Annotated in this window: 15 protein-coding genes; 4 read left to right on the plus strand and 11 right to left on the minus strand. The window is 51.6% G+C overall.

Going from position 1 to position 17535, the window contains the following annotated elements:
- Positions 1-36 precede the first annotated feature (36 nt).
- From accD to leuC, 10 genes are all read right to left on the minus strand, one after another.
- A complete protein-coding gene (gene accD, locus JW499_RS19785; protein WP_205212205.1) occupies positions 37-933 on the minus strand; it encodes an acetyl-CoA carboxylase, carboxyltransferase subunit beta in 897 nt (298 codons plus the stop codon).
- A 30-nt stretch (positions 934-963) separates the two neighbouring features.
- Complete coding sequence (gene trpA, locus JW499_RS19790) at positions 964-1767, minus strand: tryptophan synthase subunit alpha (RefSeq protein WP_205212206.1); 804 nt, start codon at positions 1765-1767, stop codon at positions 964-966.
- A gap of 23 nt (positions 1768-1790) precedes the next feature.
- Positions 1791-2978, minus strand: a complete 1188-nt coding sequence (gene trpB, locus JW499_RS19795; RefSeq protein ID WP_205212220.1) for a tryptophan synthase subunit beta — start codon at positions 2976-2978, stop codon at positions 1791-1793.
- Between the two features lie 25 nt (positions 2979-3003).
- On the minus strand, positions 3004-3624 hold the full coding sequence (locus JW499_RS19800; protein ID WP_232846539.1) for a phosphoribosylanthranilate isomerase: 621 nt from the start codon (positions 3622-3624) through the stop codon (positions 3004-3006).
- A 57-nt stretch (positions 3625-3681) separates the two neighbouring features.
- A complete protein-coding gene (gene truA, locus JW499_RS19805) occupies positions 3682-4632 on the minus strand; it encodes a tRNA pseudouridine(38-40) synthase TruA (protein ID WP_205212208.1) in 951 nt (316 codons plus the stop codon).
- A gap of 64 nt (positions 4633-4696) precedes the next feature.
- Positions 4697-7228, minus strand: a complete 2532-nt coding sequence (locus JW499_RS19810) for a FimV/HubP family polar landmark protein (RefSeq protein WP_205212209.1) — start codon at positions 7226-7228, stop codon at positions 4697-4699.
- 433 nt (positions 7229-7661) lie between these two features.
- Positions 7662-8777, minus strand: coding sequence for an aspartate-semialdehyde dehydrogenase (gene asd, locus JW499_RS19815; protein ID WP_205212210.1), 1116 nt, complete (start codon positions 8775-8777; stop codon positions 7662-7664).
- Positions 8778-8968: 191 nt separating this feature from the next.
- Positions 8969-10051 (minus strand): 3-isopropylmalate dehydrogenase, encoded by a 1083-nt coding sequence (leuB, locus tag JW499_RS19820; RefSeq protein ID WP_205212211.1) that lies wholly within the window; start codon positions 10049-10051, stop codon positions 8969-8971.
- A 103-nt stretch (positions 10052-10154) separates the two neighbouring features.
- Positions 10155-10802, minus strand: a complete 648-nt coding sequence (gene leuD / locus JW499_RS19825; protein WP_205212212.1) for a 3-isopropylmalate dehydratase small subunit — start codon at positions 10800-10802, stop codon at positions 10155-10157.
- A 20-nt stretch (positions 10803-10822) separates the two neighbouring features.
- Positions 10823-12238 (minus strand): 3-isopropylmalate dehydratase large subunit, encoded by a 1416-nt coding sequence (gene leuC / locus JW499_RS19830; RefSeq protein WP_205212213.1) that lies wholly within the window; start codon positions 12236-12238, stop codon positions 10823-10825.
- 166 nt (positions 12239-12404) lie between these two features.
- Here leuC and JW499_RS19835 point away from each other — a divergent pair, with 166 nt between their 5' ends.
- The 4 genes from JW499_RS19835 to speD all read left to right on the plus strand — a co-directional run bounded on the left by JW499_RS19835 (position 12405) and on the right by speD (position 16281).
- Entirely contained in the window at positions 12405-13286 is an 882-nt protein-coding gene (locus JW499_RS19835; RefSeq protein ID WP_205212214.1) for a LysR family transcriptional regulator, read from the plus strand.
- A 52-nt stretch (positions 13287-13338) separates the two neighbouring features.
- Positions 13339-14274, plus strand: a complete 936-nt coding sequence (locus JW499_RS19840) for a poly(R)-hydroxyalkanoic acid synthase subunit PhaE (RefSeq protein WP_205212215.1) — start codon at positions 13339-13341, stop codon at positions 14272-14274.
- A complete protein-coding gene (gene phaC / locus JW499_RS19845) occupies positions 14271-15344 on the plus strand; it encodes a class III poly(R)-hydroxyalkanoic acid synthase subunit PhaC (protein WP_205212216.1) in 1074 nt (357 codons plus the stop codon). The genes JW499_RS19840 and phaC overlap by 4 nt, the downstream gene beginning before the upstream one ends.
- 121 nt (positions 15345-15465) lie before the next feature.
- Positions 15466-16281: an adenosylmethionine decarboxylase gene (gene speD, locus JW499_RS19850; RefSeq protein WP_205212217.1), complete on the plus strand. Its 816-nt coding sequence runs from the start codon at positions 15466-15468 to the stop codon at positions 16279-16281.
- 590 nt (positions 16282-16871) lie between these two features.
- On the opposite strand, the gene JW499_RS19855 is transcribed toward speD, so the two are convergent.
- Positions 16872-17027: a hypothetical protein gene (locus JW499_RS19855; RefSeq protein ID WP_205212218.1), complete on the minus strand. Its 156-nt coding sequence runs from the start codon at positions 17025-17027 to the stop codon at positions 16872-16874.
- Between the last annotated feature and the right edge of the window lie 508 nt (positions 17028-17535).

The following is a 17535-nucleotide window of genomic DNA, read 5'->3' on the forward strand; positions in this document are numbered from 1 at the left end:
CAGAGTAACTGCAGCGGCCTTATCGTAGCGTTGTGATCAGACGGAAGCGGCAACCGTATCAGACTCAGGCTGAGATACAGCAGGCAATCCCTGCATCATCCGCAGCACAGAGGAGAGACGTTCGCGCAACTGGCCCCGGGATATGATCATATCGATCTGCCCATGTTCCAGCAAAAACTCACTGCGCTGAAACCCTTCTGGCAGTTTTTCACGTACGGTCTGCTCGATAACCCGTGGTCCGGCGAAGCCAACCAGAGCTCCCGGCTCACCCACATTCAGATCACCCAGCATCGCCAGCGAGGCTGAAACCCCACCATAAACCGGATCGGTCAGTACTGAAATATAAGGCACACCTGCCTGCTTCAGCCGTTCCAGTGCGGCACTGGTTTTAGCCATCTGCATCAGGGAAAACAGAGCTTCCTGCATCCGGGCACCACCACTGGCGGAGAAGCAGATCATCGGGATCCCCTCTTCCAGGGCAATGTTAGCCGCGCGCACAAAACGCTCACCAACAACCGCGCCCATTGAGCCACCCATAAATTTAAACTCATAGGCGACTGCAACCACAGGAAGACCCTTGACCTCACCGCGCATAGCGATCAGTGCATCTTTCTCGCCGGTTTCTTTCTGCGCAGCCACCAGACGATCTTTATATTTCTTGGTATCCCGGAACTTAAGATGATCGACCGGCTCTACTTCAGCGCCGATCTCACGGGTTGTGCCCTCATCAAGAAAAGCGTTCAGACGCACCCGTGCAGTCAGCCGCATGTGATGATCACACTTAGGACAGACATTCAGGTTTTTTTCCAGCTCCGGACGATACAGAACGGACTCGCACTTCGGACACTTTTTCCAAAGCCCTTCAGGAATATTGGTTCGCTTCTTCTCGGAACGAACCAGAGAGGGAACGATTTTATCCAGCCAGTTACTCATTATTACTCCAGCTGCTGCCTGTGGCAGCCCTTATTTATCCATTGCCTGACGCATACTTGCAGTAATCGCTGCAACTGCCTCAGGGATCTGTTCCTGATTGCCTGCCAGTTCAGCAATCTTATTAACCAGTACGCTACCGACGATAACACCATCAGCGACTTCCGAAATTGCCCGGGCTGAGGCATCATCACGGATACCGAAACCCACACCAACCGGCATATCGGTATGTCGGCGAATGATCTCCAGTTTGTCAGCGACTTCAGCAACATTCAGTGACGCCGAACCGGTCACCCCTTTAACCGATACATAGTAGACATAACCACTACCTGCTGCACAGATCTGCTTAATCCGTGCCTCCTCTGTGGTTGGCGCCAGCAGATAGATCACGTCAATATCAGACGCCTTCATCAGTTGATTAAACTCTCCCGCCTCCTCAGGCGGAAGATCAACCGTCAGAATACCATCCAGGCCGACCGCTTTGGCCTTATCTGCAAACGCAGAGTAGCCCATCACCTCAATCGGGTTAAGATAGCCCATCAACACCACCGGCGTGGTCTGATTGGTTTTACGGAACTCAGCGACCATATCCAGCACATCGACCAGACGTGTACCATGCAGTAAGGCACGCTCACAGGCCAACTGAATAACCGGGCCATCAGCCATCGGATCAGAGAAAGGAATCCCCAGTTCAATAATGTCGGCACCGGATTCAACCAGTGCATGCATTAGCGGCAGGGTTACTTTAGGTTCAGGGTCACCCGCTGTCACATAAGGGATCAGCGCTTTGCGGCCCTGGCTTTTCAGATTATTAAAACACTCAGTAATACGACTCATCTTAATCTTCACTCAGTCAGGGCTTAAAAGTTAATACCGTCAATTTCTGCAACGGTATGGATATCCTTGTCGCCCCGTCCTGACAGGTTAACCAGAATAATCTGATCCTTGCCCATCGTTGGCGCCATTTTCATCGCCTCAGCCACAGCGTGACTGGATTCCAGTGCCGGCATAATGCCCTCGGTCAGGGTCAGATGACGGAATGCATGCAATGCTTCATCATCGTTAACAGCCGTATACTCTGCCCTGCCAATCTCTTGCAGATAAGAATGTTCAGGCCCTACGCCAGGATAGTCCAGACCGGCTGAAACAGAGTGAGTGCCAATAACCTGACCGCCCTCATCCGACATCAGACAGGTACGGTTACCATGCAGTACACCCGGTCGGCAATGGGAGCTCAACGGTGCCGCATGCTGACCGGTTTCGATCCCATACCCCCCCGCTTCCACACCGATCATGCGCACATCCGCATCTTCGATGAACGGATGAAACAGACCGATGGCATTAGAACCACCCCCCACACAGGCAACCAGTGCATCCGGAAGTTTACCTGTCTGTGCCAGACACTGCTGCCGGGCCTCACGACCAATAATGGACTGAAAGTCGCGTACCAGCTTTGGATACGGGTGCGGACCGGCAGCGGTACCGATAATGTAAAAGGTATTATCGACATTGGTTACCCAGTCCCGCATCGCTTCGTTCATCGCATCCTTCAGTGTGCGGGTACCGGACGTAACAGAGACAACTTCAGCCCCCAGTAGTTTCATCCGGTAAACGTTCAGTGCCTGTCGGCGAATATCCTCTTCGCCCATATACACTGTACATTCAAGCCCCAGCCGGGCAGCAACCGTTGCCGTCGCAACACCGTGCTGTCCTGCACCGGTTTCTGCACTCACCCGGGGCTTACCGGTAAACTTAGCTAACAGAGCCTGCCCAATGGTGTTATTCACCTTGTGCGCACCGGTATGGTTCAGGTCTTCACGTTTCAGGTAGATCTGCGCACCGCCCAGCTCACGGGAAAGACGTTCCGCGTGGTACAACGGTGATGGCCGGCCTACATAGTGGGCAAGATCGTGATCAAACTCCGCCTGAAACTGTGGATCCCGCCAAAGCTTTTCGTAGGTCTGTTCTAACTGCTGAAGCGCAGCCATCAGGGTTTCAGACACATAACGGCCCCCAAACTGGCCGAAATGACCACCTGCATCGGGCATCTGCTTTGCGATCGCGAGATCTTCTTTAGTTGGCACGAGCTACCTCATTCATAAAGGATGTTATTTTTTCACAGTCTTTCAGGCCTTTAGCCGCTTCAACCCCACCACTGACATCAACAGCATAGGGTTTCACCTGGCATATAGCCTGCGCGACATTGCTCTGATCGAGTCCACCCGCCAGAATCAGCGGTTTATCGATATCAGATGGGATGCGCTCCCAGTCAAACGCTTCACCAGTGCCACCAGGAACACCGGGACGGTATGCATCCAGCAGTATCCCCCGGGCCAGTGAAAAGCGTTTAGTTTCAGCCACTACATCAATATCCGGAGACATCCGCAGGGCTTTAAAATAGGGTCGGTCGAACTGAGCACAGTATTCAGGGGACTCATCACCATGAAATTGCAGCAGATCGATACCCGTCTGAGCCATGATTGTCTGCACCTGATCAACCGATGCATTAACAAACAGGGCTACCGTCGTTACAAATGGCGGCAGCTGCTTGATAATCGCCTCGGCAACCGCAGGCTCAACATACCTCGGGCTGGGCGCATAGAAGACAAAACCCAGCGCATCAGCGCCAGATTCTACCGCTGCAAGCGCATCTTCCAGCCGGGTAATTCCACAGATTTTTACGCGGGTTCGCATCACTTGGATCAGACTATTCAGAAAGAGACCAATAGTAACAGATAGCAGGCCCTGAGGTTAACCGTTTTGCATCAGGAAATAGGGCCCCAGCTGTGATTTTGGCAACTCATACTGGTCGGGATATTTCACATCGACAAAATAAAGCCCGTAGGGTGGAGCGGTAACCCCTCCCTGAGTACGGTCGCGAGCGTCAAGCACCTGTTGAGCCCATACAGGTTCCGCCTCACCAGCACCGATCTTCATCAGCACCCCGGCAAAATTGCGAATCATGTGATGCAGAAAAGCATTGGCCCGCACATCGATCACAATCAGCTCACCTGCACGGTAGATATCCATCACCCTGACCTCCCGCACCGGGCTTTTCGCCTGACAGCCAATGGCCCGATAGGAGGTAAAATCGTGCTCCCCGATAAGATAACGTGCCGCCGCCTGCATCCGTGACATGTCCAGCTGTTTATGGGTCCAGGTCACACCCCGACTCAACAATCCCGGCTTTACAGGCGCCGAATAGATCAGATAGCGATAGCGCCGCTCCAGCGCTGAAAACCGGGCATGAAAACTATCATCAACCCGTTTAGCCCAACGGATAGCAATATCATCCGGGAGTTTGGTATTGGTTCCCATCACCCATGCCCGCTCGGGACGCTCAGCAACGGTGTCAAAATGGATAATCTGATAAGTGCCGCTGACGCAGGCATCGGTGCGCCCCGCACAGATCACTTTAACCGGTTCATTAGCTATGGTTGACAGCGCCTGCTCAACCGTTTCCTGAATCGACGGAACATCCTTCTCCTTCTGCGTTTGCCAGCCGCGGTAGGCAGCCCCGGCATACTCAACACAGAGGGCATAGCGCTTGGTTTGCGGTGAGTCGGGAGCTAAAGCAGGCACAGCATCAGAGCCCGCTTGCTCAGAATATTCTGACTTCAGCCCCGCCGGGGCCTGATCATAAGAAAGGGCGACCGAAGTCGCCCCTTGCTGAAATTTTGACTGGGATTTATCCCGTGACATAGCAGATTTTATCTCAACATTTATCGAATCAGGCCTGATGCAGAAAGCACCAGGCCCGCGGTTATCAGCTTAATGAACTTAACAGGCTATTGGCTTCTGCACGCTGCGCCTCGCTACCCTCTCGCAGAATCTCTTCGAGGATATCTTTAGCACCATCCAGATCTTCCATATCGATATAAGCTCGTGCCAGATCAAGTTTGGTCTCAACCTCATCTGCACCCTCAAGAAGATTCAGCCCCTCTAACGAGTCATCCTCAGCTTCTTCGCTCACATCCAGACTAAGCTCATCTGTACCGGCATCGCTTAGCAGCATCTCAAGTTCAGAATCGAGCTCAGCGTCCAGGTCATGACTGAGAGTTGAATCATCTTCCGCCTGAGGAGCATCAAACTCTTCCTCATCCAGCACAATTTCATCATCTTCAGCACTATCTAGCAGCGCCTGAAGATCATCATCCAGATCGGCATCACTATCAACAACATCCAGCTCTTCGACATCGGCCTCATCGACACCGGCAAGCAGTTCATCCAGTTCAGAATCAGCAGTCTCATCCTCAGCGACCGCCTCACTCTCTCCGCCATTTAACAGAGAGTCAAGATCGTCAAACTCATCCTCGACTGGCTCTTCAGCCATCCGTGCGATCGCCTCATCCTCTTCAGAGCCGGTATCATCAGCAACATCAAGATTGAAATCCAGATCCAGATCATCGTCCGGCTCTTCAACCGGTTCTGGCTCTTCAGCAACATCAGCTGTCGGCTGGATATCAAACTCAAGATCAGCAACATCTTCCTCAGGCTCTGGCGCTATATCGTCGTCACCACCGGCTAACAGATCTTCAAGGCTATCAGCTTCAGGTTCCTCCGGCTCTTCAACCAGCGCGGCAAGATCATCGTCAGCATCTGGCTGGTCTGTCAGATCATCGAGATCAAACGACTCACTCTCTTCGCCCAGAATAGAGTCAAGGGCATCGTCAACCTCTTCGTCAGCCTCAACAGGATCAGGTCCTGGTGGCTCACCAAAGTCCTCATCAAATCCGAGATCAAACTCCTGATCATCCAGATCCGCTGCAGTATCAGCCTCGCCAACTTTTTCCAGATCCATATCCAGATCGAGATCAAGCTCATCAAGATCCTCTTCTTCAGCAGCAACCGCTGCAGTCTCCTGCTGCGGCTCTGGCACGGGAACTACAGTAGCATCCTCATCGACAGCAGCCTCTGGGGTTTCAGCAGCGATCGCTTGCCCCGGAACAACAGACTCCGACGATTCCTCTTTATTTCCCCGACGCATAAACAGCAGTGCCAGCAGGAAAGCAATCAAAGCACCGCCAGCTGCACCGATGTAAAGCCCAAACTCCTCCAGCAAACTTTTAGGCTTCACCTGAGGATCTGCAGCGGGTGCAACCTGACTGGCTACCGGCTGCTTCTTCGCGGACTCAAGCTCCGCCTGAAGATCAGCCAACTGCTGATCTTTCAGCTCCAGCAACCGTTGCAGGCTTTCCATCTGCTGCGCAAGCGCATCCACACGGCCGGTCAACTCATCATTTTCGCGCTGAATCTGATCAACACTTTCCAATGCTGACGCCAGCTCGGTTTCCAGCTGTTTGTTTTTTTCCAGTAGCGCAGCATCAGCCTGGCTCAAATCGGTGTCGGCCGCCTGATCTGATACCGTATTAGTGTCAGCCTGGGTATCAGGTGAGACAATCTTCAGTTGCCCCTGGGCCGACCTGGCTGCAACCTCCTCACCCTTTTTTCCGGATGCAGCTGCCTTATCTGCACCATCAGTGCTATCCATATTCTTCGGCTGGGCAGCCGGGGTGATCCCCTGCTTCCACATCTGCGTCTGACGCCAGAACTCTTCATTCGCCTGTTTCTGATTCAGCGCCTGAACCTCTTCCAGCGAAGGAAGGTCCATAACAACACCGGCTTTCAGCTGGTTAACGTTGTTATTGCGAAAGGCATCCGGGTTTTTACGCTGTAACGCCAGCATCATCTGTGCTTCAGATACGGAGTTGCTGGGCTTATGCTTTTTGGCGATATCCCACAATGTGTCATTCACATCCACATACACCTGGCCATCGGTCATACGGGTGCGGATATTATTCACCGGCTGCTGTGGCGCCATCGGCTTTACAGCAACTGGCGCGGGAGCGCTGGCAGCCGAGGAACGTGCTGGCTGTACGGCCGTAGGAGCCGGGGTTGGATCGTAGACCGGCGGATCAAGCAGTACAGTATATTCACGCACCAGACGACCGCTGGGCCAGTTAACCTCTACCAGAAAGTTGAGAAAAGGTTCTTTCACCGGCGCTGATGAGGTGAGAATAATAGTTCCCCGACCAGCAGAGCCCGGTTTCACCTCAAATTTAACATCGGAGAGGAAACGCAACTTCTCTATACCGGCCAGAGCAAACTCATCAACATTGGCCATTCTGGGTTGTATCTGTTGCGGATCAACGGAGCGCATCTGCAACAGCTGTATCTCTGCCTGCAGGGGTTCATTTAACGCTGATGTTATTCTGATTTCACCGAGACCAAGCGCATTTGCATTTGAGGTTCCTAGTGCACCTGCAATTGCCAAACTTAGGGCTAATTTGCGCAGCATATTTTCGCTTCCTTAATTTCCCCGGGTCCTGAATCCAACAAAAATCGTCAATATTCAGAAAGTTACGTATCCAGTTTTAATGGCCAAAGTATTCATTAAAACCCATGTTTAATCAACAACCCTGATCGGCCATAAACAGCTAAACTTCAGTATTTAAAACCGTTCTGAGTAAAAAGCTCACCACCCCGAACAAAAAACAACTCTCAGAAAAAAACAGTAAATCTATATATTTCAATTAGTTGAAGAGCAATCCTGAATATCTCCTCAGCATATACACAAACTGACAACAGAATCGTAATTCCACTACCTAAGTTGGTGACTGTCGATTGCAGTGCCGCCCGAAACGTTTTATTTCGGTTTTGTTGACCTGAATCACTCCGTCAGATACAAAAAAACCGGCCTTTTCAGCCGGTTATATCGTTTATTCCAGTCATCAGCCCTGCAACAGGATCCGCAGCATACGCCGCAACGGCTCTGCTGCTCCCCAGAGCAACTGATCACCGACACTGAATGCATTCAGGAACTCATCACCCAGGTTCATCTTACGCAGACGACCCACAGGTACACCCAGAGTACCGGTCACCTTGGCTGGTGTCAGATCACGGGCAGTTATATCGCGCTCGTTCGGCACCACACTCACCCAGTCGTTCGCTTCTGCGATCATGGACTCAATCTCATCCATCGGCACATTCTGCTTCAGCTTAATGGTAAATGCCTGACTGTGGCAACGCATCGCACCGATACGCACACAGGTGCCGTCGATCGGTACCGGGTTGTCACTCAGCCCCAGAATCTTGTTGGTCTCAGCATAGGCCTTCCACTCTTCACGGCTCTGACCATTATCCAGGCGGGTGTCGATCCAGGGAATCAGGGAACCGGCCAGCGGAACACCGAAATTATCGGTTGGCATCGCTGACGAACGAATGGTTTCGGCAACCTGACGGTCGATATCCAGAATCGCACTGGCCGGGCTGGCCAGATCAGCCGCGACAGAATCTTTGATGATCCCCATCTGGGAGATCAGTTCACGCATATGACGCGCACCACCACCGGACGCAGCCTGATAGGTCATGGAGGTCATCCACTCGATCAGACCCGCATTGAACAGACCACCCAGCCCCATCAGCATCAGGGACACGGTACAATTACCGCCAACATAGGTTTTAACACCGTTTGCCAGGCCGTCTTTAATGACATTCATGTTGACCGGATCAAGCACGATAATGGCATCATCTTCCATTCGCAGGGAAGATGCGGCATCGATCCAGTAGCCATCCCAACCCGCTGCGCGCAGCGCACCGTAAACCTGTTTCGTGTAGTCACCGCCCTGACAGGAGATAATGGCATCCATCTGTTTCAACTCTTCAATGGATGTTGCATCTTTCAGTGCCGGAATATCTTTACCAATAGCCGGACCTGGCTGACCCGCCTGGGACGTTGTAAAAAAGACCGGCTCTTCGATGTGTTCGAAATCACCCTCTTCCATCATGCGCTGCATCAGCACGGAACCAACCATTCCGCGCCAACCAACAAAACCTACACGCTTCATCTGTTCCACCAAAACTATTCGAACCTGTTAACAGATTCCTGAGAATAAAAACAACAAAGCTGCCACAAGATTCTGCAGCAGCCTGTTATGATTCCGGACGCTCCGAAACCCTTTAATTATGCAATATTTTAGTCATATAGACTATCGAAATCAGAGCATTTTATAACCAGCCTGAGTTCAAGAAAGCTGTTTTACGCCTGCAAAGCCGCAATAACCGCATCACCCATCTCAGTGGTGGATACCTTTTGCATCCCTTCAGACCAGATATCCCCGGTACGCAGATTCTGATCCAGCACCTGGCTCACAGCCGCCTCAATACGATCGGCTGTTGCACCAGCGTTCAGCGAATAGCGCAGCATCATCGCCACCGACAGAATCGTTGCCAGCGGGTTAGCCAGATCCTGCCCGGCGATATCCGGCGCAGAACCGTGGCATGGCTCATACATACCCTTACCATCAACATCCAGAGATGCAGAGGGCAGCATACCGATCGATCCGGTCAGCATCGCCGCCGCGTCAGACAGAATATCGCCGAACATATTACCGGTGACCATAACGTCAAACTGCTTTGGTGCCCGCACCAGTTGCATCGCCGCGTTATCGACATACATATGGCTCAGCTCGACATCCGGATACTCTTTAGACAGCTCCTCCATGATTTCACGCCACAGCACGGTCACTTCCAGTACGTTCGCTTTATCGACAGAGCACAGACGCTTATCACGGGCACGGGCGGCTTCAAATGCCACACGACCGATACGACGGATCTCATTCTCATCGTACACGTAGGTGTTATAACCCTCACGGACATTACCCTCTTTCAGGCGCACGCCACGAGGCTGACCAAAGTAGATACCGCCGGTCAGTTCACGCACAATCAGAATATCCAGACCAGAAACCACCTCAGGCTTCAGCGTTGAAGCATGAGCCAGTTGCGGATAGAGAATCGCCGGCCGCAGGTTACCAAACAGCCCAAGGCTGGAGCGGATACCCAGCAGACCTTTTTCAGGACGGATCTGGAAATCAGGGTTGGTATCCCATTTTGGTCCACCCACAGCCCCCAGAAGGATCGCATCAGCTGCGCGGGCAGCTTCCAGTGTTGCTTCTGGCAGCGGCACACCATCAGCATCGATGGCCGCACCACCGACCAGCGCTTCAGACAGTTGCAGATCCAGACTATCCTGCTGGTTAACCAGTTCGAGAACACGACGCGCCTGAGCGACGATCTCTGGACCAATACCGTCACCCGGTAAAATCAGTACATTTTTAGACATTATTCTGTTTCCTTAATCCTGGCGGCAGAGCCTGCTCTGCCGCCTGCAATACACTTAGAGCTTATTTATTGATGCTTACTTATACAGGCGTGCTTATACCGGCTTACTTTATCGCATCAAACAACCAGGGAGCCTGCTGACGGCGCTTCTCTTCATAAGCACGAATATCATCACTGTGTTGCAGCGTCAGACCGATATCATCCAGACCATTCAGCAAACAGTGTTTACGGAAGCCATCAATACTAAAGGCCATCTCCTCCCCGGAAGGGGTGATCACCAACTGCCGTTCCAGATCAATACTCAACTGATAACCGTCAGTCGCAGCACTCTCTTTAAACAGCTGATCAACCTTCTCGTCATGCAGCACAATGGGCAGCAAGCCATTCTTAAAACAGTTATTGTAGAAGATCTCAGCAAAACTGGGGGCGATTACACAACGGAAACCATAATCATCCAGCGCCCAGGGCGCATGCTCCCGGCTGGAGCCACAACCAAAGTTTTCCCGGGCTAACAGAATACTGGCACCCTGATAACGGGGCTGATTCAGGACAAACTCCGGATTCAGCGGACGCCCTTCACAGGACTGGTCCGGCTGACCTTCATCCAGATAACGCAGCTCATCAAACAGGTTTTTACCAAAGCCGGAACGCTTAATCGACTTCAGAAACTGTTTGGGAATAATCATATCGGTATCGACATTAGCCCGATCCAGCGGTGCAGCGATACCTGTGTGCAGTACAAACTTATTCATCTCGCTCTCCCGATACCTTATTAAATCAACTCACGTACATCGATAAAGTGACCTGTCACCGCAGCGGCTGCTGCCATCGCCGGGCTCACCAGATGGGTGCGGCCACCGAAGCCCTGACGGCCCTCGAAGTTACGGTTGGACGTTGATGCACAGTGCTCACCATTGCCCAGCTTATCGGGGTTCATCGCCAGACACATAGAGCAGCCCGGTTCGCGCCACTCAAGGCCCGCTTCCATAAAGATCTTATCCAGCCCTTCCGCTTCAGCCTGCGCTTTAACCAGACCGGACCCCGGCACCACCAGCGCCTGCATAATGTTATCAGCCACTTTACGCCCTTTAACCACTTTGGCGGCATCGCGCAGATCTTCAATGCGTGAGTTGGTACAGGAGCCGATAAATACCCGATCCAGTTTGATATCGGTAATTTTCTGATCGGCCTGCAGCCCCATATATTTCAGCGCACGGTTGATACCATCCACCTTAACCGGATCTTTCTCATTATCCGGATTAGGTACCTGCCCGGACACGCCCACCACCATCTCAGGGGAAGTCCCCCAGGTTACTTGTGGTTCGATATCCGCCGCATGGATCTCAACGACCGCATCAAACTCAGCATCGGCATCTGACACCAGATCGCGCCATTGCGAAACCGCTGCCTCCCACTGCTCCCCTTTCGGAGCAAAGGGGCGCCCGTCAAAGTAATCGATCGTGGTCTGATCAATCGCCACCAGCCCCACCCGGGCACCGGCTTCGATCGCCATATTACAGACGGTCATCCGCCCCTCCATCGACATATTGCGGAACACATCGCCGCCAAACTCAATAGCGTAGCCTGTACCACCAGCGGTGCCGATAACACCGATCACATGCAGAACGACATCTTTAGGCGTCACACCGACACCCAACTCGCCATCCACGCGCACCAGCATATTCTGCATCTTCTTGGTGATCAGACACTGGGTGGCCAGCACATGCTCCACCTCAGAGGTACCGATACCGTGGGCCAGTGCCCCCAGCGCGCCCAGCGTGGCGGTATGGGAATCACCACACACTGCGGTGCTACCCGGCAGAATCGCGCCCTGCTCCGGCGCCATCACATGTACGATCCCCTGACGATGATCGTTCATCTTAAATTCGAGGATGCCAAACTCATCACAGTTGGCATCCAGGGTTTTCACCTGAATTCTGGAGACCGGATCGACAATCAGATCGACACCACCGGAACGTTCAGTGGTCGGCACGTTGTGATCCGGCGTGGCGATATTGGCATCGATCCGCCATGGCTTACGCCCCGCCAGCCGCAGCCCTTCAAATGCCTGCGGCGAAGTCACCTCATGCAATACCTGACGATCGATATAGATCAGCGAACTACCATCATCATTGGTTCGCACCAGATGCGAATCAAACAGTTTGTCGTATAACGTTTTTCCAGCCATCGGAACTCACCTCACTGCGCCGTTATCACCGGCGGCTCTGCCTGCCAGCTTTTTTATATGCAGCAATCCTAGTGCACGGGTTACCAGAAAACAAATTCATATTTTTTATGCTTTGCATTCCACATAGGAATGAATAGACTAACAGCATCAATTCAGGACAGATCAGATGGATACCAACTCACTTCAGGCCTTTGTTGCGGTGGCGGAGACCGGCTCTTTTTCCCGGGCGGCAGAGAAACTCTTCCTGACACAGTCAGCGATGAGTAAGCGGATTCTGATACTGGAACAGCAGCTCAACAGCCGGCTGTTCGACCGTATCGGCCGAACCGTTGGGCTGACAGAAGCAGGCAGAGAGCTCCTTCCCAGAGCCCAGCGGATTTTATTAGAGCTGGATGACGCCCGTCGCTCCCTGAGCAACCTTAGCGGCGAAGTCAGCGGCACACTCACCGTGGCAGCCAGCCACCATATCAGTCTGCACCGCCTGCCACCGGTATTGCGACAATATATACACGCGTTTCCCGAGGTAAAACTGGACCTGCGTTTCGATGAGTCTGAGATCGCCTACGATAATGTTCTTAAAGGGAATATCGAGATCGCCCTGATCACCCTGGCACCGCACCCGGACCCCAACATCCATTCCCGGGCTATCTGGCGCGACAAACTCAACTATGTGGTGGCCACCGACCACCCTCTGGCAGCCCGGCAACAGGTCACCCTGGAACAGCTGTGCGATTACCCCGCCATTCTCTCCGGCAGTGCCACGTTTACCCGCCAGCTGGCTCAACTGCAGTTCTCACAGCTGGGACTACAACCGGATACCACCATGTCCACTAACTACCTGGATACCATCAGAATGATGGTTGAGATTGGACTGGGCTGGTCACTACTGCCCGAAACCATGACCGAAAACAGTCTCAGCGTGCTCAGGGTTGATCTCCCACCGGTAACCCGGGAGCTGGGATATATCACCCATAAAGAACGCACCCTCAGCAATGCAGCCCGCCACTTTATACACCTTTTGGAACAGGCTGCAGAAAAGGGTTCATAATCTTCATCGGCTTCATTAATATGTTCAGACAGAAAACCTTCAGGGGCTGATAATGACTCAAAGCGCTGGTAACGGCACTGACAACTGGCTACAGGAACAACTGCAACGCTGGCAGGAGATGGCGGAACAACTTACGTCTCAGCCACCACAACAGTGGCAGCAGTTTCTCAACAGTTTTCACGGCGGCGCCCAAAGTGATTTCAGCGACCAACAGGCAGATCTGCTGAATCTGGTCAAAGCCCAGTCCGCCCAGTTCAGTCTATTTGCTGAATCGCTTCGTGATAAGCTCGGCGGTGCACTCAGCACCGATCAACTGGTCGAAGAGATGCAACGTTATATGCAGCATCAGTGCAACGATCTGCTCAGTCGCCAATGGAACCTGCCGGAACCCTTTGCCTCTCTGATGAAAAACGCCGCGTTTGCCCCTGAAACGCTCTCCCGGGCCCCCTTTCGCGAGCTACTGGAACAACTGGCCAGATCCCCGGAGATCGGCAACGGCCCATACAGTCCGGCACAGCTGCGCTCACTTGCCCAGGCGATGATCGATTATCAGGATTCGCTGACCGACTACCTCAAGCAGTACGACCAAATATTCAATCGCACCGGCGAGGATCTTAAGCAACTGCTGGAGCAACAGAACACCGAGATCGATAGTGTTAAAGCACTCCAGAACCTCTGGGTCGAGTGCTACGAAAAAGCCTACCGGGATACCGTTTTCACAGACCAGTATCAGGCCTGTCATGGCCGCATCAGCAACAGCCTTAACCGGGTACGCAAGCTCGCCTTCCATAGCCGCGATATAAAGCTGAAAGAGTTTGGTCTGGTCACCCGTGAAGAGCTGGACAGCACTATCCGTCAGCAGCATCAGTTACGCAAGCAGCTGCGCCGCCAGCAACAGGAGATCGACGAGCTACGCGCCCTCATCACATCCATGAAAACAGAACGGGACAAAGCAACAACACGCAGCAACCGGAGAAAGTCTGAATGAGTGGATTCAAATTCAATCCGGAAAAAATAGTCTCCGAACTGGGCCAGTACAGCGAACAGCTATTGCAGAGTATTAACACCCTGCAACAGATCGATGAAGTCAGTGTTGGCCAGACCCCCAACGAGATCATCTACCGCGAAGACAAACTGCAGCTACTGCGCTACCAGAGTGAAAAAACACCGGGCCGCAAGCGCTGCAAAACGCCCCTGCTGATCTGTTATGCACTGGTAAACCGCCCCTACATGGTTGATCTCGACCAGGAACGCTCATTTGTAAAACGACTGCTTGAACTGGGGCTGGATATCTACCTGATCGACTGGGGTTACCCGGATGCCGCTGATCGCTATCTGGATATGGATGACTATATCAACGGCTATATCAGCAACTGTGTTGATCAGGTGCTGCAGGACTCCGGGCAGGAGCAGCTCAACCTGCTGGGGATCTGTCAGGGCGGTACGCTGAGTCTCTGTTATACCGCGCTTAACCCCGATAAAGTTAAAAACCTGATCACCATGGTCACCCCGGTGGACTTCAAAACCCCGGATAATATGCTCAGCCATCTGGCACAACAGATCGATATTGATCTGGCCGTGGAAACCTATGGCAACATTCCCGGTGCCATGCTTAACGACGCCTACAACGCACTGATGCCGATGCGGCTGGGATTACAAAAAAACCTTAATATCCCCCGACAACTGAAAGACCCGGACTCGGCGCTGAACTTTCTGCGCATGGAAAAATGGATCTACGACAGCCCAGACCAGGCCGGAGAGATGTTCCGGCAGTTTCTCACCACCTTCTTTAAAGAGAATGGCTTTATCAACAACACGGTGGTCATCGGAGATCGGCCGGCGGATCTGCAGCAGATTAGCCAGCCCCTGCTGAATATCTTTGGCAGCGCAGACCATCTGGTTCCGCCCTCCGCTTCACGCGCACTGAACGGGCTAACAAAGAGTCATGAATACAAAGAGTATGAGGTCGCATCGGGACATATCGGCGTCTTTGTTTCCAGCAAATCACAAACCGAGGTGGCGCCAACCATTGCTAAGTGGCTAAAACAGCACGATTAACCGCAAACAAGACAGGGGAAATTTGAAAATTTACTTTTTTCCGCTGGGATTCTCATCTAAAATCCGCCCTTTCTTTTGTCGTTAACCAAAAACCGTTTGGTTTTTAGCCGGAGTTAAGACGTTGCCATCTAACGGGAAAATCAAACTGCAGGGTTTTAACAACCTGACCAAAAGCCTCAGCTTCTGCATCTACGATGTCTGCTATGCCAAGACCAAACAGCAGAAAGCTGAATATATCGAATATATTGATGAGCAGTACAACGCTGATCGCCTGACGGAGATCCTCACAGAAGCCTGCGATATTATCGGTGCAACAGTCCTCAACGTGGCCCGTCAGGATTACGACCCGCAGGGAGCCAGCGTCACCATTCTGGTCGCCGAAGAGCCACTCAAAGATTCCGCTAATGTTGATACCACCGAAAAACCGGGGCCTCTGCCCGAATCCGTGGTGGCCCATCTGGATAAAAGCCATATCTGCGTGCACACCTACCCGGAAGCCCACCCCGATGATGGCATCTGTACCTTCCGTGCCGATATAGAGGTGTCCACCTGCGGTATTATCTCGCCGTTGAAAGCGCTTAACTACCTGATCCATAAACTGGATTCCGATATCGTCACCGTGGACTACCGGGTACGCGGTTTCACCCGTGATATCAACGGCGTGAAACATTATATCGACCACGACATCAACTCGATCCAGAACTTTATCAGTCAGGATATCCGCGATCAGTACCAGTTGGTTGATGTAAACGTCTATCAGGAAAACATCTTCCACACCAAGATGATGCTCAATGATGTCGACCTCAACACCTACCTGTTCGGCACCACCACAGCAGACCTCACCGGCCGTGAAATCGAAGAGATTACCGAACGTCTCTATCAGGAGATGAACGAGATCTTCTACGGGCGGAACATGCCGGATATGAAGGGGAAGTAAACACATAGAACGGCGCTGCGCGCCTGCTAGTCGCTAGTGGTTAGACGTTGCTTCGCGACTTGCTAGAAAGAGCCACTCGTTCCCACGCTCCTGCGTGGGAATGCATACCTTAGTTAACGTGCTCGACCAACCATGTTCATCTATCTATCAAACTCTCACTCTAAAAAGTCAATGACTCTGTTGATGATGCTGTTGATCGGATCCTCCTAAATAAATCTGTCCCCATTACCGTTAATATTTAAACCTAAGAAAATTCTTACTACCTAATATATTCACATAGTAGTAAAACTCAAAACAATTTCCTATATTTCTTTCATACCACGGATAACTAAAGATACTATTCTCATTTATTATATATCTATTCAGATCGCCTTCATTACCCATAATTAGACTGCGACTCGATCTATTGTTTGTAACAACATTAACAATACAGCCATAACTTTTAATTTCATCATCAACAAAAAAAGATTCCACATACTGATCAAAGAAAAAAAACGACAAAGAACCTAATATAATTTTATATGCAGCTGATTTATTAAAATAGAAAGCCATGAATAGTAAGATTAAAGATACGATTCCTGAAATTAACATCACCTCTCCCTAATACTCTCATTCTTATATCTCAGCAACGGCGTCAATACATACTCAATCAGATACCGCTTTCCGGTTTTCACCTCAGCGCTAACACTCATACCCGGCACCAGATTCACTTCGCGACCATCGACCCAGAGGGTATTTTTATTCATCAGCATTCTGGCCTTGTAGATTAACCCGCGATTTTCATCAGCAGTGGCATCGCTGGAAAGCTACCACAGGGTCAAAGCCCTTTATTTCGTCAATAGTTATCTTCGGCATACCTGTTCCACCTATCTCAGTTTAACTGCTTAAGGGCTTTGACCCCTTTAATTACCCCTTTAATTACTCCCTGATCTTCCATAAATTGACAGCTATCAAAAACTTTTAGTACTTGCCTAAAATCGTTTGGACCTCTGTTTCTAGCCCTATAATTTCCAGATCCATAGGCCACCCGACAACCGTCCGGCGCTAAAGCGGACCTAATAGCAGAAACTGTTTCTAAGGGATATTCCCTATTCTCAGTTACCAGATAGGTTTTATACTAACTGTTTAAGGGCTTTGACCCTGTGGTATCCCCACGAATTTAAAACACTATACTCGATGACCTGAGTAGCTGCTCTGCAAATTCCCGAATACCTTCTCGCCATTGTTGAGGGGATATTTTTAGATTATTTGAGA

This window comes from Amphritea pacifica (assembly GCF_016924145.1).
Lineage (GTDB): Bacteria > Pseudomonadota > Gammaproteobacteria > Pseudomonadales > Balneatricaceae > Amphritea > Amphritea pacifica.